General features: G+C 72.7%; 14 protein-coding genes and 1 pseudogene. 13 read left to right on the top strand and 2 right to left on the bottom strand.

Annotation, left to right across the window (positions count from 1 at the left end; genetic code table 11):
- Positions 1-98: 98 nt before the first annotated feature.
- Positions 99-1565: a hypothetical protein gene (locus ABZ928_RS20475; RefSeq protein WP_361520543.1), complete on the bottom strand. Its 1467-nt coding sequence runs from the start codon at positions 1563-1565 to the stop codon at positions 99-101.
- On the bottom strand, positions 1562-2998 hold the full coding sequence (locus ABZ928_RS20470; protein ID WP_361520540.1) for a hypothetical protein: 1437 nt from the start codon (positions 2996-2998) through the stop codon (positions 1562-1564). The genes ABZ928_RS20475 and ABZ928_RS20470 overlap by 4 nt, the downstream gene beginning before the upstream one ends.
- A gap of 982 nt (positions 2999-3980) precedes the next feature.
- Here ABZ928_RS20470 and ABZ928_RS20465 point away from each other — a divergent pair.
- The 13 genes and pseudogenes from ABZ928_RS20465 to ABZ928_RS20405 form a co-directional block, all read left to right on the top strand.
- Positions 3981-4922 carry a conjugal transfer protein gene (locus ABZ928_RS20465; RefSeq protein ID WP_361520538.1) on the top strand — a complete coding sequence of 314 codons (942 nt, stop codon included), beginning with the start codon at positions 3981-3983 and terminating at the stop codon, positions 4920-4922.
- Entirely contained in the window at positions 4919-5260 is a 342-nt protein-coding gene (locus ABZ928_RS20460; protein WP_361520535.1) for a hypothetical protein, read from the top strand. Before ABZ928_RS20465 ends, ABZ928_RS20460 begins: the two co-directional genes overlap by 4 nt.
- Positions 5257-5847 carry a hypothetical protein gene (locus ABZ928_RS20455; RefSeq protein WP_361520532.1) on the top strand — a complete coding sequence of 197 codons (591 nt, stop codon included), beginning with the start codon at positions 5257-5259 and terminating at the stop codon, positions 5845-5847. Before ABZ928_RS20460 ends, ABZ928_RS20455 begins: the two co-directional genes overlap by 4 nt.
- Positions 5844-8531, top strand: coding sequence for an ATP-binding protein (locus ABZ928_RS20450; RefSeq protein ID WP_361520529.1), 2688 nt, complete (start codon positions 5844-5846; stop codon positions 8529-8531). Before ABZ928_RS20455 ends, ABZ928_RS20450 begins: the two co-directional genes overlap by 4 nt.
- Positions 8531-8944 (top strand): hypothetical protein, encoded by a 414-nt coding sequence (locus ABZ928_RS20445; protein ID WP_361520527.1) that lies wholly within the window; start codon positions 8531-8533, stop codon positions 8942-8944. Before ABZ928_RS20450 ends, ABZ928_RS20445 begins: the two co-directional genes overlap by 1 nt.
- The gene (locus tag ABZ928_RS20440; RefSeq protein ID WP_361520524.1) at positions 8945-11812 is read left to right on the top strand and encodes a hypothetical protein; all 2868 of its coding nucleotides are present in this window, start codon (positions 8945-8947) and stop codon (positions 11810-11812) included.
- 41 nt (positions 11813-11853) lie between these two features.
- Positions 11854-12960: a bifunctional lytic transglycosylase/C40 family peptidase gene (locus ABZ928_RS20435; protein WP_361520521.1), complete on the top strand. Its 1107-nt coding sequence runs from the start codon at positions 11854-11856 to the stop codon at positions 12958-12960.
- Positions 12957-13544, top strand: a complete 588-nt coding sequence (locus ABZ928_RS20430; RefSeq protein WP_361520518.1) for a hypothetical protein — start codon at positions 12957-12959, stop codon at positions 13542-13544. The genes ABZ928_RS20435 and ABZ928_RS20430 overlap by 4 nt, the downstream gene beginning before the upstream one ends.
- Before the next feature lie 35 nt (positions 13545-13579).
- On the top strand, positions 13580-16207 hold the full coding sequence (locus ABZ928_RS20425; protein WP_361520515.1) for an ATP/GTP-binding protein: 2628 nt from the start codon (positions 13580-13582) through the stop codon (positions 16205-16207).
- A 444-nt stretch (positions 16208-16651) separates the two neighbouring features.
- Entirely contained in the window at positions 16652-16885 is a 234-nt protein-coding gene (locus ABZ928_RS20420; protein WP_361520512.1) for a hypothetical protein, read from the top strand.
- 117 nt (positions 16886-17002) lie between these two features.
- Positions 17003-17596, top strand: a complete 594-nt coding sequence (locus ABZ928_RS20415) for a hypothetical protein (protein WP_361520509.1) — start codon at positions 17003-17005, stop codon at positions 17594-17596.
- Between the two features lie 11 nt (positions 17597-17607).
- Complete coding sequence (locus tag ABZ928_RS20410) at positions 17608-20139, top strand: hypothetical protein (RefSeq protein ID WP_361520507.1); 2532 nt, start codon at positions 17608-17610, stop codon at positions 20137-20139.
- A 146-nt stretch (positions 20140-20285) separates the two neighbouring features.
- A pseudogene (locus ABZ928_RS20405) lies at positions 20286-20915 on the top strand (DUF2637 domain-containing protein); the annotation flags it as partial.
- Between the last annotated feature and the right edge of the window lie 854 nt (positions 20916-21769).

The raw sequence follows: 21769 nt of genomic DNA, 5'->3' as shown, positions 1-21769 counted from the left end.
GGATGCCGATAGCGGGATGCGGCGGCAACCCGGCTATGACCGGCCTGGACAGCGCCTCGCGGGATCGCCGGACCGCCGCCGCGCCGGGAGAGTCGGGGTTACGCGGGGTGGTGGAGGGGCGGGAGCAGGTCGTCGCCGGGCCAGAACTTCTGCTCGGTGACGAGGCCGGTGAGGAACAGGTCGGCCTCGGCCAGGACGGCGGCGCGTTCCTGCGGCCCGTAGGTGATGACCTGGCCGGCCGCGTCCACCGCCCGCACCCGGCTGTTCGGGCCGGCGCAGAGGAGGGCGCGGGCGATCTCGGGCAGGCCGAGGCTGAGGGCGTCGCACTCCCCCGTGCGGACGAGGTACACGAGGTCGTGGGTGACCCTCTCCCAGTCGCCGACCTGCGGCCAGCCGGCGCCGCCGTCCAGTTCGTGGGTGAGCGTGGAGAGCGGGATGATCTCGCCCGGCGTGCGGCCCCGGGTGAGGAGGTCGTGGATGCGGGCGCCGTCGGGCTGGCGCAGGTGGGGGTGGAGCAGGGTGTTGGCGGCCACCACGGTGGTGTTGATTTCCTGGGTGCCGGTGTCGGGGTAGTACGGCTCGTGCGCGAAGAGCAGGTAGGTGTCCGTGGTTCGGGCTGGTCTGTCGGTCGGGGTGTGGGGCATGGGCCGGGGTCCCTTCTTTGGTGAAGTGCCGGGCGCGGATGCATGGGTGGGCTGGGATGCTGGCTCGAAGCCGGGCGGGAGGGGGCCCAGCGGGCCGTCGCCGCCGCGGGGCCGGTCCGTTTGGCTGGGCGCCGATTCGGCGCGGGTGCGGTCGAGGATCTGGGTGACTTGGTCGGCGAGTTGGACCATCAGCCGCTCCTGGTCGATGAGCCGGGCCGAGACGGTGCGGGTTTCGTGGCTCTGGAGCAGGCCGGCTGCGTCCCACAGCAGGTGGTGGCCGATCTCGGCCGAACGGCGCAGCTCGTAGCGGTCGCTGTCGGCGGCGGTTTGGGCCAGGAAGGTGTGCAGGGCGGCGAGGCGCTTCAGGTATCGGCAGGCGGCGTCCCCTTCGACGCTTCGGACGTGCGTGCGGGCCCGGTCGTCGAGGCGGTCGGGCAGGTGCTCGGCGAGCAGCGGGGCGAGCAGCATCAGCGGCAGCACCAGGCCGGCGGGGATACCGCGGCTGACGGCGAACACGGCGGCGAAAAGACTGATGGCCGCCACCCAGGCTGCGCTGGGCCGAACGGAGGCGGGGTTCTGCTCGGTCAGGGCGATGCGGTGGGCGGGGCGCCGGGTCAGCCGGCGGACGGCCAGCCGCTGCCGTAGCGGCGCGCCGGGGGTGATCACGCCGATCTGCTGCGGGAGTTCGGGCAGGGATCCGTCGTCGGGCACGGTCCAGGCCAGCCAGCCCCACCCGGTGCGTTCGTAGACGAGCGCGGGCTCGCACCTGCCGGCGCATCCGGCGTCGGGGCAGACGTGGCCGATCCGCAGCACACGGAATTGTTCCTTCTGCCACCGTCGCGGGTCGCGGGCGAAGGGGCGCAGCGCCTGCCCGGGAGCCGTTGGCGGTGGCGTACGCGGTGTGTGGGGCGTATCGGTCATGACGAACTCGCTTCCACAAGGTCGGTCGCGGTCAGGGCGGAGGTGCAGGTGGAGCAGCAGCCGTCGCCGTCGGGATGAGCGCGCCGGGGCGTCGGACCGGGGCAGGTGCGGCACAGCGGCCAGTTCAGGCACGCCGGGCAGAGGTCCTCACCGGGGGCGGTGCCGGGCCTGCCACAGCCCGAACACTCGACAAGCGCCCGATAGGTGAGCGCCTCATCGACCGTGCGGTCGGCAGCGGACGCCGTGGCACGCTCCGGCATCCTGGACCGCTCCCGCCAAAAGGCCTCGCCCGGGCCGACGGCGTCGGCGTCGGCGTCGGCGTCGGCGATGCCCGGGGCGGGTGGCGGGTAGAGCTGGGCGGAGCGCAGCCGGGCCGCGACGATCGCGTCGACCGAGGTGCGGATCCGGCTGGGCAGCGGGCGGCCGGTGACGACGTGGCGCAGCTGCTGCGGGCTCCAGCCCGCCTCCAGCATCGCGGTCATGACCCGGCCCTGGTCGGACAGGGCCTTTGCCTGCAGCAGCAGTTCGGGGCGGGCCGAGCCGATCGACAGCAGCAGCCGGGTACCGGGATCCGGATCCGGCGGCAACGGTGTGCCCGTCCCCTTCGGCACCGCAGCCCCCGGACCGCTCGTTCGCTCGCCGCGGGCGCACGGAGGGACGGGGCTGGTGTTCTGCTCGTTGGTCTTCTTAACGATGGTGTTCTTTGTGGGGCGATTGACCAACGTAGGCTTATCCAGTCCTGGATAACCCGACTCTGGCCGTGACGTGGGGTTTTGCACGGCCGGCAGGTCGGTGATGCAGTATGTGGCCGAGCTGAGGGTGCCGTCCGGGTTGCGGGCGCGCTCCCGCCGCAGGAAACCGCGGTGCTCGAGCTCCGCCAGCCCGGTCGTCACCGCGTCCACGCCTTCGCGTCCGCGGCGGGCCAGGTCCGCGACCGTCATGCGCCAGCCCTCGCGATGCGTGCTGATCAGTCCGAACAGCCCTTTCGCCTTGAAGGAGATACGGCTGTCGCGGAACAACGCGTTGGCGATCTGGGTGAACTGGTCACCGGCCATCACGCCGCGGCGGATCCCCACACCGTCATCGCCCCAGCCCTCGGCCGAAACCGTCGGTGCGTGGACGCCTGCGGCCGCGTCCGCCAGGAGGGCGTCGACGAAGGCGGGGCGGTCGGTGATCGCATAGACGATCTCGCCGAGCGTGCCGTTCGCACGGCGCAGGCGTTCACGGATCAGATAGCCGTGAGCCTCCAGTTCCTTCAGCCCGCCGCGCACCGCATCCCGGCCGTCAGGACCGGAGCCGACCAGGCCGGCGACGGTCACCTGCCAGCCGTCCCGGTGGGTGCTGATAGATCCGAAGATGCCTTTCGCCCGGTAGGACAGCCGGCTGTCACGGAACAAGCCGTTGGCGATCTGCGTGAACCGGTCACCGGCCATCACACCGCGCCGGATGTGCGCTCCGGTCATCGCACATCCGCAGGTGCGCTGTGTGCGCGGCCGCCGGGGCGTGCCGCACCGCTCGCGTGGGCGAGACCGCGCGTGCCTGCGGACGAGACGGGGTGCGGGAGATCCATGCCGTCAGCTCACCCGCCGGCGCCGACCAGGACGCCAGCCATGACCCCCGACCACCGATCACAATCCGGCAACAAGCGCACCGGGCCGCCCTGGCCGGGGGCGTGGTCAGGCCCGACCACGCCCCCGACCAGGTATGGGACCCCCCGATCCGGTGGAGCACCGCTGCGTCTGCCTACGCGAGGCAGGCACGGAGTGTAGGGAGTTCGCGAAGAGGGCCAGCCTCACTGCGCTCGGCCGAGCGTGTTCCGGAACGTTCCGTGACGCCTTCCTCGTAAGCGGAGCGGATTGAGGCCGCCCCACTCGGCCTTGAGCGACAGCCTGATCAGGCTGCGCACCGGGGCGCGGATCCTGCGCAATTGTCGTGCGCGGGTGAGTGCGCGGCCGGCCCGGGCCCCTCGGGGGCTGCGCATCGGCCTGCTGCGCAACCGTGCGCGGGCCGTTGCGCAGACGGCTGCGCACCGGGGCGCGGATCCTGCGCAATCGTCGTGCGCGGGTGAGTGCGCACCCCCGCCCCGGGGTCGTCGGGACCTGGGTGCGCATCGGCCTGCTCCTGCGCAGTCTCCCGGTACGCAAGCCCAGAAGGCTCCCGCACCGGCGGCCTCGTCCCGGTTGCGCACGAGGCGTCGGTGGCGTCCCCGAACTCGTGGGAACCGCTGCGGTGGAGCCGGACCCGGTGGGGTGCGAAATGTCGTGGTCGGGTCTGTGGTGGGACCGGACCACAGACCCGACCACAGTTTTGTGTCCGCTTCGTGATCGTGGTCGGGCTGTCCTGGTCGGTGGTCCGGTCGGGGTCGGCGACTTTGCTCCAGGTCAGCAACATCCGTACTGACCTGGGAGTCTGACCATGTCTCGTGGCAAGCAGGCCACAGAGGAAGCAGCCGCTGCTCCGATGGCGGCAGGCGTCGCGCTGCAGACGATGCGCCGCCGCGTCCGGCTGTCGCGGGTGACGGTCTGGGCCTTCATCGCGGCCGGCCCGATCGCCCTGGGCGTCGCCCTCGCCTCCACCCCGGCCACGGTCGAGGCGGCCGCCCAGGACGCGCCCACCCCTCCGGTGCGCAGCACGGCGGGGGCCGCCGACCCGGCCGGCTATGCGCAGCTGTTCCTCAGCACGTGGCTGCGCAGCAGCACCGATGACGCCTCGACTGCGCAAGCACGGCTTGCGCAGTCGATGGCGCCGGACGTCGAGCTGCCCGACCCCGCAGCGGATGCGCAACCCGCGCCGGGGCCGGTGTCGGTGACGGCGGTGCGCAGTGTGCAGCGCGACGGTGGTGCGTGGTCGGTGACGGTGGCTGCGCAGTACAACGATGGCCGGGTGCGCTACTACGCGGTGCCGGTGGCCACGGATCGTGCGGGTGCCTCGTTCACGGTGACCGGCGCGCCGGGTGTGGTGGCCGCACCGGCCCGCGTCGAGGTGCCGAAGCCGGTGTATGGGGTGAGTGTCCCCGAGGGGGATCTGTCGTCCGCCGTCGGGGAGTTCCTCGCCGCCTACCTCACCGCTGCTGGCGAAGTCGACCGCTACCTCGCACCCGGCGTGACGATGCGGGCCGTCTCCCCCGCCCCCTACACCGCCGTCACGGTGCGGCAGGTGTCGGCCGTCGAAGAGGCGGCGGCCGCCGAGCAGGTACCGGCCGACGGCACGAAGGTCCGCGTCCTCGCCCACGTAGAGGCGCAAGACGCCGAGGGGCGGTGGCCGCTGGCGTACGAACTCACGCTCACCGCCCGTTCCGGCCGCTGGGACATCTCAGCGCTCGAGTCCGGCACCGCTCAGGGCGGGGGTGCCCGGTGAACACCGTCAACCACCTGGTGCTCGCCGGGAAGCTGGACGATCTCGGCGACTCGTGGATCGACATGTTCGGTCAATGGGCGACCAAGGGCCTGCAGGCCGGCCTGCTCGTGGTGGTCGTCGTCATCATGATCCAGAGGTTCAGCATCAAAGCCGGAATCGGCGCACTGCTCCTGATGATCATCGCCCTGGGGTTGTACCACTCCCGCGAAGACCTCGCCGACATGTTCACCGACGAGGTCAACAACCCCGCCCAGGGCGCACCCGCCACCCCCAGCCTCGTCCACACTTCTGATCCCGTCGCAGGAGAACACACCACCGGCGTCGGGGACCTGCGGTGAGCGCCGCGGCGGCGGGGCGGGTGGGGCGTTTCTACACCGCCGCACGCCGTCATCCCTGGGTGCTGGGGAAGGTCGCGGACTGGAAGATCCCGCTGGGGCCGTATACGCCGGCGCAGATCGCGGTCGGTGTAATCGGCGGGTTCGTTCTGGTGAAGACCATGAGCTGGTGGTCGGTGCTGGGACCGGTGCCGATCGCCGGCTGGCTGCTGGCAATCTGGGCGGTCCGCCGCCCGAAGTTCCGGGGCCGCGCCCCCGTGCAGGCGGCGCTGGGGTGGGTGCTGCTGGGGTGGCAGCCGCAGGGTGGGCGGATCGGCGGGCGGGCCGCCCGAGACCGTGCTCCCCGCCCGCTGCTCGGCGGCTTCACCATCGAGGACACCCCCAGCCCCGCTGTGTCCATCGCACCGTCTCACCGGAAGAAGCGAAGCACCACGCGGATGGCGCAGCCGAGTCCGCACAGCACTCGCTCGTCAACGTCCCGCCGGACGCAGCCAGTTACTGCCGTGGCTGCGGCTGCGGCCGCGGCGACGGGTCCAGCGTCGGGTGTTCAGCAACTGCTCGCGCTCGCCGAGGGCGGGGGTGTGCGGTGAGGGTTCCGATCCGTCACATCGCCGGGCACCTGGTCTGGTCGACGCACGGCAGCGTCTGGGCGGTCTACCGCCTGCACCCCGGGCCGGACGCGGACGGTCAGGTCGAGGAGAGCGCGCAGGGCACGTATGTGCCTGCCGCGGTCCGTGACGAGCAGCTCGCCAGGATCACCCATATGGTGCGGTCCCTGACTGGGGCTCCGCGCTTGTTCGGACTGGCCGCGCAGGTCGATCCGGGCGAGATCGCCCTGAAGATGATCGAGGGCATCGAGCCCGCCGACGCTGTGCCGGATGCGGTGCACCCGTGGGTGGAGAACGTCGAGGCCACCCTGGACCTGCTGGACGAGCAGGAGATGCACCGCCGCACTCTGTGGCTGGCCGTTCCGCTGCAGGCCGAGGCCGCCGGTCTGCAGGTGACCGCCTCGCTCGGCGCGGCCTGGGCAGAGGTGGCCCCGCTGCTGGGCCTGCGCCCCGCCCCGGTGGCCCGCCGCGAGGTGAGCGCGTACCGGGAGCAGGCCGGCCGGGTGGAGGCCGCGCTCGCCGGCGGGATCGCGTTCCGGCCAGCCCGCCCGGCGGAAGTGGTGTGGATGATCCAGCACGCCCTGCACCGCGGCCTCGCCGAACCCCTCCTCGCCGAGGCCGAGGCAAGTGACCTGTACGGCGGGCGGCTGCGCGGCGGGGTGCTGCGCTCCCCGAGCTATGCCGACCTCGGGCAGGTGCGCCTGCAGGAGGGCGGCATCGACCCGCAACTCGACGACGCCGCCGAGCTCAAGCACACGGGCCGGATCACGCGGTCGGGGCGCACGGCCTGGTGGCGGCTGAACAGCGGCTCGCCGCTGAGGCGGCGCTGGCTGCAGGTCGAAACCGACGCCGGAACCGGCTACCAGGCCCAGTTGGCGCTGGCCGAGTGCCCGCCCACGGTCAGCCAGGACGCCGCAGACCTGTTCGCGCAGCTGGAGAGCCTGGACTTTCCCGTCGACTACACCATCGACCTCACCCTGATACCGGCGGAGAAGGCCCGCGCGCAGGTGCAGCGCAAGAAGAACGAACTCGTCGACCAGGCCGACCAGTACGAGGCCCGCCCCACCGGCATGCCCGCCTCGCTGGCCGACGCCGCCCGCGATCTCGGCGAGCTGGACGCCCGGCTGTCGCGCACCAGCGTGGAGGTCGAGGTGCAGTCGGTGACCGTGCTGACGGTGTGGGGGCCGACCGCCGCCGTCTGCGACTCCCGCGCCCGGGCGCTGGCCGCCCTCCTCAGCGGCGCGGACTACCGGGCGGTGCGCCCGGCCGGACTCCAGGAGGCCCTGTTCACCCTCGGCCTGCCCGGCACCGTGCGGCCCGGGGTGGTGCGGGAGTTCACCCAGCATCAGGTCAGCGAGGACTGGGCGCTGTCCGGCGCCTTCACCGCCACCGAGGTCGGCGATCCCAACGGCATGTTCCTCGGGATCGACCTGGACTGCGGCACCACCCGCCCCGTCATGATCAACGTGGCGGATGCGCCGAAGCAGGACGCCTCCGCCTCCATGGGCATCGTCGGCGACCTCGGCGCGGGCAAGAGCGTCCTGCAGAAACTGATCAGCGAGGCGGTGTGGGCGCGCGGCGGCTGCGCGATCTGCATCGACCGCACCCCCGTCCGTGAATGGGCGACGTTCGCCCGCACCGCGGCCCGGGGGCGTGTGCAGATCATCGACGCCGCGCGGGCCGAGGTGTCCATCGACCCGCTGCGCATGTTTCCCGGCCCCGAGGGACGCCACTACGCCCTGTCCTACCTCACCCTGCAACTGGGCATCGGGCCGATGAGCACCAACGGCGAGGTCTTGCATCACGCCGTCGAACAGGCCGCGGCCAGTGACGCCCCGTCGATGCACCGGGTGCTGGAGGTCTTGGAGGAGATGGCCGCCGGTGAGGCGGGCAGGCGGCAGGACGCGGCCGCCACCCTGGCCGGCCTCATCCGGGTGGTCGCCTCCAACGCGCTGGCGGCGATGGTGTTCGACCCGGTACTGCCGCCGGTGCGGCTGGACGCCTCCAGCGCCCACGACATGATCGTCATCACCACCACCGGGCTGAAGTTGCCGCCGAAAGCGGCGTTCGCCAACCCGGAGGTGCTGCACCAGCAGCCCCTGGAGGCGCTGATCGGGCGGGCGGTCCTCTATCTGATCGCGGCGCTCGCCCGGCAGACCGCGTTCGAGGACCCCGCACGGTTCACCTCCGTGGTCCTGGACGAGCTGTACTGGCTCACCTCCTCCGCCGAAGGCACCGCCCTGGTCCACGAGATCCTCCACGACGGCCGCAAACACGGCGCCGGCCTGCTGGCCGGCTCGCACGACGCCGCCGAACTCGGCCCGGACCGCGGCCTGATGGCCTACCGGGCCCTGGCCCGCACCGCGGACCGCGAACGCGCCCGCCGCGGCCTGGAGTTCATCGGCCTCGACCCCGACGACCCCGCCCTGCTGCAGCTGGTCACCACCGGCCTGTCCCCGGTCGGCCACAAGGGCCGCGAAGGCGAGTTCCTCCTCACCGGCCCCCGCCAGAACACCGGCCGAGTCAAGGCCGTCATCCCCCGCATCGCACGCATCGCCACCTCCATCACCACCACCCCAGGCCGCCGCACAGACACGCAGCCTCCCACCGCGACCGAACAGTCCGCCGGTGAGGCCGCCGGTGCCCGTCCGAAGGAGCGCATCTGATGGCCACCACCACTTCGTCCTCATCCTTCGCCCCCGCCCTCGTCCGGCGACTGGCCGCAGTAACGAGCGTGCTCAGCGTGATCGCCGTCGCGGCCGCCGTCCTGGCCCTGGCGGTCGGGGCGAGCCTGCCGGAGGCGTGGTGGCCGCGCACCGGCGCCGCGTTCGCCGCCGAAGCCTCCACAGCCTCTCCGTCGTCCCCGTCCTCCGTGCGCCAGGACTCGTGCGACCTGATCGCGGGACCGGCTAAGGAGTACTGCGAGCGCGCCACCACCACCTCCGCCTCCATCTCTCCCCCAGTCGCCGCCCGCGGGCAGGGTCTTGCCGATGCGGTGTGGCCGCTGGCGCCGGTTGGAGCGGGCCTGGCCGCACTGGTGATCTGGCGTCGGAGTGCCACGGCCCGAGAGCGGGCCTGAATGTTCCGACCAGAGCGTGGCACGCTCCGCTCGGCAGGTTTCGTGGTGCTGCTCGCCGGTGTGTTCATCGTGGTCAACACCCAGGTCGTGTACGCGGCGAGCAGCAGCAGCGAGACCGGAGACCTCCTGTCCCCGCTGAACATCACCTCAAGTGAGGGCGTGCCGATCGACGGCTACGAACTGAACGCCCAGGGCGGGTCCATCTTCAGCTTCCAGTCGCAGTCCCTCGCCTTCGCCCTGTCCGGGCTGTTCACCGTCATCCGGGTCCTGGTCGGCCTGGCCGGATGGGCCATCGAGCTCGCTTTCCGGTTCCCGCTGCTCAAGCTCCTCATCACACCGGCGCAGCGGACCGCTGATGCCTACAACACGGTCGTCGTCGACACCCTCGGTCTGAAGGGGCTGTTGCTGGCCTGGGCGTTCGTGTTCGCCGCCTTCATGATCGTGCGCGGGCGGGTCGGCCGCGGCCTGGGCGAAATCTTCCTCACCCTGACGATCGGCGCGTTCGCCGCCTCCGCGTTCGTCCGCCCCGACTACCTCCTCACCCAGGACGGCCCGCTGGGGCAGACCCAGCAGGTGGCCGCGGAGGTCGCCCAGGAGAGCGTCAGCTCCTACGACTGGGGCGGCAAACTCGCCAGCCTCGGCCCGTGCGACCGGATGGCCGGCCAGCAGGAGGCCAAGTGCCTTGCCCAGGAGGCCGAAGCGCCGGTCGCCGCCGCCGACGTGGCCCGGCCCCTGCAGGACTCGATCAGCAACGCGCTGATCGTCAAGCCGTACATGCTGCTGCAGTACGGACGCATCCTCGACCCCGCGAAGACGTCCGACCGCAAGGCCTACGCCGTCCACCTGAAATGGATCACCGGCGGCTACAAGACGGGCAGTGGTCCGGTCAGCGAGGAACGCAAGGACTACTGCAGCAAGATCTACGGTCCGGCCAAGCAGTACTGCGAACGCGACACCGCAGGCGGCGCCGCACAAGACCTTGCCAAGGGCGCGGACGACGTCGGGCTCGCGCCGGGCCAGTCCCTGGCGGACATCGACAGTGCCGCCTTCAGCGACGAAGGCCGGCAGTTCGCCGCCTTCCTCGAAGACCTCAAGAACGCCGGAGACGTCGGCAAGGCGTGTGCCGACTATGCGGAAAAGCCCACCTGGTGGCGGGTGGGCGGCGCCTTCCTGCTGCTCATCGCCGCGTTCTTCATCTGCGGCATGCTGCTGTCCAGCGCGATTGTGCTGCTCGGTACCCAGGGCATCTGCGCGGGCGCCGCGGCCGCCGGCGCCATCACGTTCATCGCCGGGATGCTGCCCGGCCCGGCCCGGCAGTCGGTGTGGAAGTGGCTGTCGATCTGGGGCATCGCGATCCTCGCGATGGTCGGCATCTGCGCGTTCGTGCCGTTCTTCGGGATCGCCATGGACGCCACCGTCACCGACGGGCCCGACCTGATGGTCGAGCGGATCCTGCTCATCGACGTGCTGGCCATCGCCGGGGCCGCCTTCCACCGCCGGCTGCTGACCGGGATCTCCTCGTTCGGGCGGCGGATGGCGATGCGGATGCGCTACGCCAAGGTCGGCGGCACCCACATGCCGGGAGATACCTCCGAACTCGGCGCCGCCCTCGCCATGAACTCCCCCGCCGCACTCGGCGGTTACGGCGGCGGGCTGCGCGCCTTCACCGGCGGCGGCCGGTTCGGGATGCTCGGCACCCGCCAGCGCCTGATGGGTGCGCTCACCTCGCTGGCCGACGGCGCGGGCATGCCGGTGGACACCGGACGGATCCTCGCCGACGCCACCGCCGAGGCCGGACGCGGCCTGGCCCCGCTCACCGCCGCGGCTGCCGTGGGCGGGCTCGGCGCCCGCCTCGGCTGGATGGGTGCCCGGCTGGGCGCGAAGGGCGCGCACTGGCTGCTGATCGGACGCCGTCCGGACCGGGAAAAGCTGGCCAAGTGGCAAAAGCCCACCGCCGACGGCGAACCGCACGGCGGGCCGCCGAGCAGCGGCGGCGGGGGCCCCGGGAGTGGGGGGCCCCGCCGGCCCGGCGGGCCGCCCGACCGCTACCGCAACGAGGACGGGCAGATCGTCGACCGCCGCACCGGCGAGGTCCTGCACGACCAGGACACCGACCGCACCCTGCTGTCCACCCGCGCCCACAACCGGCTGGTCCGCTACCGCGGCTACCGCATCCTGCACCGCGGCGGCCGGATCGTATACGGAGCAACCCTCGGGCTGCCCGCCAACAGCCGCCGCGCCCGCGCCAAGGGCTCCGACTACTCCCACGACGCCCGCCAGCAAATACAGGTCTGGGGCAACACCGGCCGTGAGGACCGCGCCGCCTGGCGCCGCACGCCCCGCTCCCCCGGCCCCGGCCCCCACCAGCCTCCGCCGCGCCCCGGCCCACCCCCGGCGCCGGGCACCACCGGCAACAGCACTCCCCCCTCCCCCAGCGGGCCGACCACACCCGGACCCCGCCCCCTCAGCCCCTCCAGCCCTCAGCGCAGCAACTGGCCCCCGACCAGCACACGCCCCACCACCAGCACACCCTCGAACACGAACACGCCGCCCCCGCCGCCGGCCAGCCCTCCTCCCAACGGACCCGGCACCAGCACACCACACCCCCCAAGCCCGCCGACCCGTCCCACCCGAAGGGGCCCCGCCCACGCCAACTGGCCGCCCTCTCCAGGTTCTTCGACTCCCCCTGCCTCACCGTCAGCACCATCGCCGCCGTCCCGGTCCGGCCGGGGATCGGTACAGCCCGAGAACACCAGCAGCACCGCACGCGCCGAGGGCCGGGACATGATCCGGCGGATCATGCAGCGCAACGAAGAACGCGCCCGCCAGGAACGGGACCAGCAGAGCGAGGGCGGTGATCAGGAGTGAGGCCAGCTCGGCGCCGCATCGCGAAATGGGGATGCCTGGCAGTGGTGTTGCTGTTCGCCGCCGTGTGCTGTGCTGCCCCGGTAGGGAACGCGATCAGCGCGTACGCCGCACTCAAGAACAGCGCCCAGAACGACGGGGGAATCGCCGAGGGCGGCAGCGCGGCGGACATCCCCGCCCGGATGCTCACCTCCTACAAGAAGGCCGTCCAGCAGACCGGCCAGCATGTGCCGGCCTGCCGGGGGATGCGCTGGCCGGTCCTCGCCGGGATCGCCAAGGTCGAGTCCAACCACGCCACCGGCCGCGGCATCGCCGCCAACGGAGACATCCGCCCGCGCATCTACGGAGTACTCCTCAACGGCTCCGGAGCCGGCGGCAACACCACAGCGTTCCCCGACACCGACGGCGGCCGATGGGACGGCACCGCCCAGGGCGAACGAGCCGTCGGCCCGTTCCAGTTCCTTCCCTCCACCTGGCAGAGCACCGGCGCGGACGGCAACGGCGACCAGGTCGCCGATCCGCACAACGCCGACGACGCCGCGCTCGGCGCCGCGATCTACCTGTGCGGCAACGGCCGCGACCTCACCCAACGCACCCAGCTCACGGCGGCGCTCTACCAGTACAACCACTCCAGCGCATACGTGGCGAACGTGCTCGGCTGGATCGACCAGTACACGGCCGCCGCCCGAGACCCCGGCCTGACGGGCGTTTCGGGCACGGCCCGCACCGTGATCGAGGCGGCGCTCTCCCAGCAGGGTGTGCCGTATTCGTGGGGCGGCGGCAACACCCAGGGGCCGTCGTACGGAATCTGCTGCTCACCCAGCGGCAAGAGCGGCACGACGATCAAGGGCTTCGACTGCTCCGGGCTGACGACCTACGCGTACGCGAGGGCAGGCATCGCCCTGCCGCGCACCGCGGCCGCCCAGGCCGGTGCCGGACAGCGCATCCCCGCCAGCCTCGGCACGGGTGCCCTCGAGCCGGGGGATCTCGTCTTCTACGCCTACGAGCCCGGACGCGATTCCACGATCTACCACGTCGGGATCTACCTCGGCAGCGGCCAGATGATCAACGCCGCCCGCCCGGGCACCGTCGTCCGGCTCGACGCCGTCAGCGCCATGTCCGGCTATGCGGGAGGAGCCCGGCTGCTATGACCGCCGCCCCGCGCTCTGCGCGCCTGCTGGTGCTCGCCACCGTCGTCCTCGCCGCCGTCGGCACCGCCCTGCTGCTCCTCCCGCACGGTCCCGAACGGCCGGCGGTGGATACGTCGCCAGCCTCCGGCCTGACCTGGGGACCGGGCCCGTCACCGGCGGCCGCCGCGCCATCGGCCGACGCGCCGACCACCGAGGCAGCGCCTTCCGCGTCGCTCGCCGCCGCGCCGTCGTCGGGCGCTGCGACCGTGCTGGCGCCACACGGCGAGGGCGCGGCCGGGGACGAGGCCATCCAGCGGGCGCTTGCGACCGCCTGGCCGGCGGATCTTCCCGCCGCCGATGAACGGGAGTTGCTCGCCCTGGGGCGGGCGCTGCTGCGCGCGGACGCCACCGGCGTCGGCCGCTCGCAGTGGCCGAAGGCCTTCCCCGATGCGCAGGCGGCGGCTGCGGCGTTCGCGACCGACGGTTTCCGCGTCCAGGCCGCGCTCGCCCGCCGCGACGGCAGCCCGGACAAGGCGGTCGTGCACCTCGTGTGGGCGGCCACCGACCGCGGCGGCACCTCCACCGATCTACGCATCACCGACTGATACTTCACCCGCACCGTCCAGAAGGGAGACCCGACGTGGACACCGCAGCCCCCTACGTGACCCATCAGGCCGGCCAGACGGCGAGCGGGCCGCTGCTCAGCTTGTTCAGCGGCCTGGCCGACGCGGCGGGCTGGTTGGTCGCCCACTGGTATCTGCCGGCCCTGGCCATCGCGGCGGGCTGGGCCGTGGCGGAGCTGGCTGTGCGGCGACTCGCCGCGCGTGCCTCGGCCGAGCGGATGGCCCTGGAACTGCTGCCCGGCCGGCACTTCGATCCCGGGCTGGAGGAAATCTTCCGGCGTGGTGTGCAGCTGGCCCGCGCCTCCACAGCGATGCCGTGGTGGGCGCCCCGACGGTCGAAGGCAGTGCAGATCCGGCTGCGCGCGGACGGCAGTGCGCCGCTGCGCTACCGCATCGAAGGACCGGCCGGCGGCGAACGGCTGCTGTCCATCACCCCGTTCGGCCCGCACCTCACCGTCCAACGGGCCCGCCCGATCGCGGACAAGCCGCGCCAGCACACGGTGCGGGCGGAGTTCGTCCTGCGCGGCCGGCCGACAGCGCCGCTGCGGGAGGTGCCGCTGGACCCGGATCCGCTGCAGCCACTCGTCGACGCCGTCTGCGACCTGCGCGCCGAACTCGGCGATCTCGCCGAGATCCGCCTCGACATCCAGCGGGCCCCCAAGTGGGCGCTGCGCACCCGGCGCACCCAGCTGATGACTGCGGCACGCCGCGCCGAGCGCCGCGAATCCGCACGCGCCGCACACTGGGTGCGCCAGGACGCCGCCCACGGCGAGGACTCCCTGTCCTGGCAGCTGCAGCAGCTCCTCGGTGACAGGCCCGGGACGGGTTCCGGGCGGCGGCTGGTGATGCCGCCGGTGCCCCGCCGGGTGGACCGAGAGGAGGCGCTGGGCAAGCTCGCCGAGGACGACCACCTGGTCCGGGTGCAGCTGCTGGTGATGTGCGCCTCCGACACCGAGGGCCGCGCCCAGGCCCGCCTCGCCCAACTCCAGGCCGCCTTCGATGTGTTCGGCGGCCGCTCCCGGTGGGCGATGCGCGGCTGGCGGATCGGAGGGTGGCGGATCGGCGCCGACCACTGGCCCACCCGGCACGCCTTCGAACGGCGCTGGAACCTGGGACACTGCCAGCCGCCCCGCGCCAACTGGGTCCGCCTGGACGAGCTCACCGGGCTACTCAAACCGCCCACCGTGCACTGCCGGCTGCCGCTGCTGGCCGCGGACCTGCCCACCTTCGCCTTCGGTGACCCCGACCTGCTGCTGCAGGGCATCTACCGCGGCCCGGACGGACGGCGCCGCCTGGTCGCCACGTATGCGGCCGAGACGCTGTTCGAGTGCGCGGTCGGCAAGGCCGGCGCCGGCAAGACCGAGCGGGCCCTGGCCCAGGCCATCGCCTGGGCCCACGCCAGCGGCGCACTGATGTTCCTCGACCCGCACCGCGACTCCTGGCCACGCGCCCTGCCCTACCTCGCCCACCCCCCGCTGATGCGGCGGATCGCCCTCATCGACCTCAACGCACTCGGCCCCAACCCCCTGCTCAGCTCCTGGAATCCGCTGTCCCTGCAGCACGGGCAGGCGCCCCACGAGGTCACCGAGGCCGTCACCGACGCCTTCGCCTCCGTCCTGGGCTGGGACGACGCCACCGCGCCCCGCGCGCTGACCATCCTCACCGCCGCCCTGAGCGTGCTGAGCGCCGTCAACCAGGCCGCCTGCCAAGCCGGCCGGCCCGAAGACCAGGCCACTCTCTTCCACATCCGCTCCCTGATCACCGACCCCCACTTCCGCACCGCAGCCCTGGCCGCGACGGCCGACCGCCTCGACGACGACACCCGCACCTGGTGGCAGACCGTCTTCCCCACCTTCCCCGCCGACGCCTTCGGCGTCGTCCTCAACCCCCTCGCCCGGCTCGCCGCCCACCCCGTCACCCGCGCCTTCCTCGGCCAGCCCACCGGCGTCTACAACAGCCGCGCCGCCATGGACAACGGCCTCATCGTGTGGATCTGCACAGCCGGCACCGGACCCACCGACCGGCTTTTGACTGCACTCCTCGCCCGCGACCTGCTGCGCGCGGTCCGCTCCCGCCGCGACACCCCCCACAACCAACGCCGCCCGTTCCGGCTGTACTTCGACGAACTCATCACCCTCACCGGCGCCGCCCCCGACACCATCGCCTCCATGTTCGAGGACTTCCGCAAATACCGGGTCACCGTGCACGGCATGACCCAGCTCCTCGGCCGCCTGCCCGCCCCGGTACGGATGTCACTGACCCAGAACGCCTCCACGCTGGCCTCCACCGCCGGCTCCCAGGCCGCGATCGCCCCGATCACCGCCGAGTGGGGAGACAAACCCAGCCCGGACGAGGTCGCCGCCCTGGACCGGTTCGAGCACTACGCATCATTCACCGTCCACGGCCGGCGCATCGGACCGGTCCGCCTCACCGGCCCGCACCTCGACGAGGTTTTCGCCCACCTCGCCCGCCCCCGCAACGTGCCCGCACTCGAGCGCGCCGCCCACACCACCGCCCGGGCCCGGCCTCTGCACGACTTGACCGCAACCGCCGCCACCCAGCACTCCCGCGTCCTGGCCTTCCTCACCCAGCACACCCCCACCACCCCACCCGCACACCACAACCCGCAGAAGGGCTACCAGTGACCACCCCCACCACCAGCCACTCCGCTCCAGCCGCCCCTGCCCGGTTGAACCCCTGCCGCACCAGCTGCTCGCCGCCCTCGCCGCGCACCGCACCGCCACCCTCCGCCGGCTCCAAACCCTGCTGCGGCCCCACGCCGCACGGCAGACCGCCCAGCACGCCCGCGGGACCGCCCTGTCCCGTCAAGTGCCCATGGGCGCCGCCGTCCGCGAAGACCTCGCAGAAGGCGGACCCGCCACCGACGTATGGACGCCGGTCACCGGAGGAGCGCAGCGGCCATGGACACAGCTGTGACGCTGCGGCCCGACGCCGGGGCGAATGTCGCAGGTTTGTAACGCGCACCAAACCCCTTGATATTTGCGTAAGCGAATCATAGATTCACTTCTGCCACTCCGCACGCAGCCCCACATCCCACTGACTACATACCGCACTTGAGGGAGTGTCCGATGAACCATCCCGCCCGTGACGTTCGCAGTAACGAAGACCTGGATACCGGTGACGGCAGGGGTGTCTGGCCGGCCGCCACGCGGGCCGTGACCCGTATCGGCCGGGCCTGCGTCATCGAGGGCCTCGCGGACTTCGGCCCCGACGACCTGAATCTGGTCCGCGGCCTGTTCCCGGCCCGCCACGTCACCCTCGACGGCGACGTCATCACCGTCTGGCCCCCGCCCCGCCCCTGACCCGCACGGCCCGCCGGCCCCGGCCCCGGCCCCGGCCCGGACGGCGTTCCGCGCCCCAGCCCCTCCTCCGATCGCCCCGTCTCCCTCCCGTCTTTCCTGCCGAAAGGACCGCGTTCCATGACCAGAGTGGGCACCACATGGGTCACCCGGCGCCTGTCCGCCCTGACGATCGCGGCAGGGCTCACGCTCACCACGACCAGCTGTGCCGACTCCCCCCACCCGCCGCAGCCGACCGGCAGCCCCACCCCGACCCCCAGCGCGGCCGCCCCGGCCAGCCGCAGTGCGCCGCGCGCCCAGACCGGGCAGGAACAAGCGCCGCTGGCCGAGTTGGAGGGGCCGTCCGGCCTGACGCTGTCCCTCACCGCGGCCGAACGCGACCGGGCCGGCTACCTCACCCTGCGCGGCACGCTGCGCAACAACGGCCCCGACCTCGTCGTCGTGCCGGCCCAGTTACGTGGCACCGAGGACGACATCGTCAAGACCAGCCCCTCCCTGGCCGGCGCCACCCTCATCGACTTCGCCCGGCACAAGCGCTACTACGTGCTGCGCGACACCGACGGCAACCCGCTGACCACCATCGGCCTGACCCGGCTCAAAGCCGGCCAGAGCGCAGAGGTGTTCATGCAGTTCCCCGCTCCGCCCGCCACCAGCCGCCAGGTCGGCTTCCAGATGCCCCTGTTCGACACCGCCACCATCACCATCCCCGGGTGAGGCGCGCCGGCATGCATCCCGTCCGTATGCGCCTCGCCCTCCTCCTCACCCCCACCCTGCTGCTGGTCCTGGCCGCCGGCACCGCTCAAAGCAGCACCCTGGCCGCCGCTCCGCACGGCGGCAGCGGATCGGATGAACCCTCGGCCGCTGCCGGCCTCGCGCTGCGCAACGGCGCCCGCCTCGCACCCCCTCGCATCCTCGACATCTACTCCACCCCGCTGGCCCTCAGTTCCGTCGTCACCGACCAGGGCGCCAGCGAACCCAGCGAGGGCCACAGCACGCAGCCGCCGTCCGCCTTGCCATCCGCGGACACCCCCGGCGCCGCACAGCCCGGCACGCCGTCCGCCCTACCGTCCGCCAACACCCCCGGCACGCCGTCCACCACCCCCGCCTCCTCCGCCGCGCAGTCCTCGCAGCCGGAGCCCTTCGGTACCGGCCACCCGGCGAGCGGGCCCGCACTGATCGGCGCGGGCACGCTCCTGGCAGCCGCCGTCACCGGCGCCCTGGCCCTGCACCGGATACGGCGGCGCCGCACCGTACGCCGCGGCCCCGGCCAGACGGCCACCACGCCCGCACCCGGACAGGCGCCGGTGGCGGCCGCGCCGGACGGCGTCACGCTCCTCGATGCGGCACTTCGGACGCTGGCCGGCCACAGCCCCAAGGCGCGGCTGGACGGCTGGCCGCCGCTGCGCGGCGCCTTCATCGACGCCGCCGCCGTGCACGTGCTGCCCGCCGACCCGGCAAGCCCGCCGCTCGCCCCCTTCACCGCCGGCGACGACGGCCGCTGGATCCTGCCCGCCGACGCCGCCCTCCCCACGGCCGCCACCTCGCAGGCGCCCGCCCCCTACCCCGCACTGGTCACCCTCGGCACCACCGAGGACGGCGAACTGGCGCTGGTCAACCTCGCCCTGCTGCCCGCCCTGCTCCTCGACGGCGAACCCCACCAGGTGGCCGAGGTGTGCACGGCGCTGACCGTGGAAGTGGCCATCAGCCCCTGGGCCCACGACGCCGAGATCATCACCACCGGATGCGCCCCCGACCTGGCCCGCCACCTACCCGCCACCCACCTCACCCAGGTGGCTGATGCCGCCCAAGCGCTGCAGGAAACCAGCGAACGCCTCCTCGAAGCCCACCAGCTCCCCCGCGCCAGCCGGCAACCACTGATCGTGGTCTGCGCCGGCCCACTGCCCGCAGACACCGCCCGGCAATTCGCCGACCTCACCACCACCCGCCTCCGCGCACTCACCCTCATCGCCCCCGCACCGAGCACCGCACCCCACTTCCCACACGCCCCCGTGCTCGACGCCTCCCACCACCAGCCCCAGCACCTCGAACAGATCGGTGCCCGCATCCGCCTGCAACACCTCACCCCCGCCGCCTACCAGGAGATCATCACCACCCTCCACGACAGCGGCACGCACACCGGACCAGACAACGCAGCGGGCAGCACCCGCGAGACCGAACTGTCGGGGTCATCCGCCACGGCCGCGGCGCCGCCGGACGGCATGCCGCCGGGACCCAGCCCGACAGCCGCCCCGGCAGCGCCGCATCAGGACGTTCCCGGCGAGGACGATGGTGTTTTTCCTGCCCTGCTCACCGCCGCCCGCACCGCCGGCACCGGCACCGGCCCTACAGCAGCTGCCGAGCCGGCTCCTCCGGCCGGCGGCCAGGACACCGGCGCCGCCACGGCCGCAGGCCGGCCCCCGGCAACAAGCACTGGCACGGTCCGGGCCGCCAAGAACCACACCCCTCCGGCGGCCGGCACCGACGAAGGCCAGATCCCGAGCGCGCCGCAGATCCGGGTCCTGGGACCGGTCGAGGTCGACGGCGTCGACGCCAGCGGCCACGGCCCCCGCATCGCCCAACTCGCCGCCCTGATCTACTTCAAACCCGGCCGCACCGCCGACACCCTCTGCACCGACATGGACCCCACCCACCCCTGGTCCGCCGCCACCCTCAACGCACGCCTGCACGGCCTGCGCGCCGCCCTGGGCAACGACCCCGACGGCAGGCCTTATGTCCCCCGCCGCAAATCCGGCGACGACCCCTACCACCTCCACCCCGCCATCACCAGCGACTGGACCCGATTCCAGCACCTCACCCGCCACGCCCGCTCCAGCGAAAGCGCCGCACACATCGACGTCGAGCGGCTCGAAGCGGCACTCGCTCTGGTCCGCGGCACACCCTTCGACGGCAAAGCCCTGCCTTGGGCCGAACCCCTCCAACAGGAAATAACCACGGCCATCACCGCCGTCGTCCACGCCATCGCCGCCCACCGCACCAGCCCCGGCCCGCACCACGATCTCGGCAAGGCCCGTCAGGCCATCGCCTGCGGCATCGACGTCGACGGCACGGCTGAAGTGCTTTACAGGGACTGGATTTTGGTCGAGGACGCCGCAGGCAACCGGCAGGGCGTCCACACCGCCATCAGCCGCGTCCAGCACATCAGTCGCACCCTCAACTGCCCGTTGGGAAAGGAGACCGAACAGCTCATCAACTCGCTCCTCGGCCCCGCCCGTCACACCCAGGCCACCCGACCATGACCACCGCGCCCCAGGCCACACAGCCCCAACAACCCACCAGCCGCACCACAGCCCCCGGCCGCCGCATCCCCCATCCCGTACAGCACAACCGCAGCCACAGCCGACAACCGTCCGGGCCAGCGCCCGCCGCATCGGCACCGCCGGCGGTGCCGCGGGTGCACCCGGCCCTCATCGCCGCCATCACCGCCGGGGCCGTCCTCATCGCCGGCATCGGGTTCACCGGCTCCTACACCGCCGTCCGCAACCTCGCCACGGACAAAGGCTTCGGCACCTTCGCCTACCTCTTCCCCCTCGGCATCGACGCCGGCATCTGCGTCCTGCTCGCCCTCGACCTCCTGCTGACCCGCCTGCGCATCCCGCTACCCCTGCTCCGGCACACCGCCTGGCTGCTGACCGCAGCCACCATCGCCTTCAACGCCGCGACCGCCTGGCCCGACCCCCTCGCCACCGGCATGCACGCCGTCATCCCCCTCCTCTTCATCACCACCATCGAAGCCGCCCGCCACGCCACCGGCCGCCTCGCCCACATCACCGCCGGCACCCACATGGACCACATCCGGCCCGCCCGCTGGCTCCTCGCCCCCGCGTCCACGTTCTTACTCTGGCGGCGCATGAAACTCTGGGAACAACGCTCCTACACCCACGTCCTCACCCTCGAACAACACCGCCTCACCTACCAAGCCCACCTGGAAAGCCGCTACGGACGCCGATGGCGACGCAACGCCCCCGTGCAAGCCCTCCTCCCCCTCCGCCTCACCCGCTACGGCATCCCCCTCACACCCCCCACACCACCGACACCCACCACACCCGCCACCCGCCCGGCGCCCAGCCCGCCGCCGGCAACCACCCGAACCGACAACCCGGGCAGCCCCTCACAGCCCCGCACCCGGCCGCAACCCCGCCCTCAGCCGGACCCTCCCCCACCACCGGCATCCACTCATACATCCCACCCCGCCCGCGCCAACCGGCCACCCGACCCGGCCACCCTCATTACGCGGCAACTCCACGCGGCCTACCGGGCATTCACCATCCAGGCCCCGACCACGCTCACGCCCACGCACTGGGCCCGGTTGGACCCACAGACCAGCCACGCCCTGCAGCCCGACGACGGCACACGCTTCAGCAGCCAGGCACAGACAACAGCTCACGGCGCCCGCGACGACTCCGCGACACCCGACACCTCACACACCGGCCAAGCCACCAACCCCGAAACACACCAGCAAACCGACCCCACCATGGGCACCCCGCCTGAACAGCCCCTGAAACGCACGCCCCCGGACACCACTCACCCCGCGCCCGCCGCTCCGATAGGCGACCCCGAACCCGCGCCGCAAGACCATCCGCCAACCGGCGGCACCCCCAGGGAGCCCACGGCCAGATACTCCCCTGCCCCGCGTTCCCAGACCGCCTCCACAGCGCCCCCATCAGCGCAGCAGGCCGGCACGAGCAACAACCTCAAGCCGCCGGCGCCGCACACCGCCCCACCGATTGACGGCACGTCACCGACGACCCCGACGGAACACCAGGCCCCGCAGCCACGCGGCCACGACCGAGCCTCCCCGCTCCAGGCAGCCACGGACTCCCGGCTCACCCTCACTGACCGCTACTACCAGGAATGGATGAACTACCA

It is taken from the genome of Streptomyces sp. NPDC046909 (assembly GCF_040644695.1).
Taxonomy (GTDB): domain Bacteria; phylum Actinomycetota; class Actinomycetes; order Streptomycetales; family Streptomycetaceae; genus Streptomyces.
Note: the sequence above shows the minus strand (reverse complement) of the source record. Positions and strands in the feature narration are given on the sequence as shown.

Coding starts and splice junctions, on each gene's coding strand:
- ABZ928_RS20445 (WP_361520527.1), top strand. CDS start 8,531: ATGGCCACCACCACTTCGTCCTCATCCTTCGCCCCCGCCCTCGTCCGG.
- ABZ928_RS20410 (WP_361520507.1), top strand. CDS start 17,608: ATGCATCCCGTCCGTATGCGCCTCGCCCTCCTCCTCACCCCCACCCTG.
- ABZ928_RS20465 (WP_361520538.1), top strand. CDS start 3,981: ATGTCTCGTGGCAAGCAGGCCACAGAGGAAGCAGCCGCTGCTCCGATG.
- ABZ928_RS20470 (WP_361520540.1), bottom strand. CDS start 2,998: ATGGCCGGTGACCGGTTCACGCAGATCGCCAACGGCTTGTTCCGTGAC.
- ABZ928_RS20440 (WP_361520524.1), top strand. CDS start 8,945: ATGTTCCGACCAGAGCGTGGCACGCTCCGCTCGGCAGGTTTCGTGGTG.
- ABZ928_RS20430 (WP_361520518.1), top strand. CDS start 12,957: ATGACCGCCGCCCCGCGCTCTGCGCGCCTGCTGGTGCTCGCCACCGTC.
- ABZ928_RS20420 (WP_361520512.1), top strand. CDS start 16,652: ATGAACCATCCCGCCCGTGACGTTCGCAGTAACGAAGACCTGGATACC.
- ABZ928_RS20475 (WP_361520543.1), bottom strand. CDS start 1,565: ATGACCGATACGCCCCACACACCGCGTACGCCACCGCCAACGGCTCCC.
- ABZ928_RS20415 (WP_361520509.1), top strand. CDS start 17,003: ATGACCAGAGTGGGCACCACATGGGTCACCCGGCGCCTGTCCGCCCTG.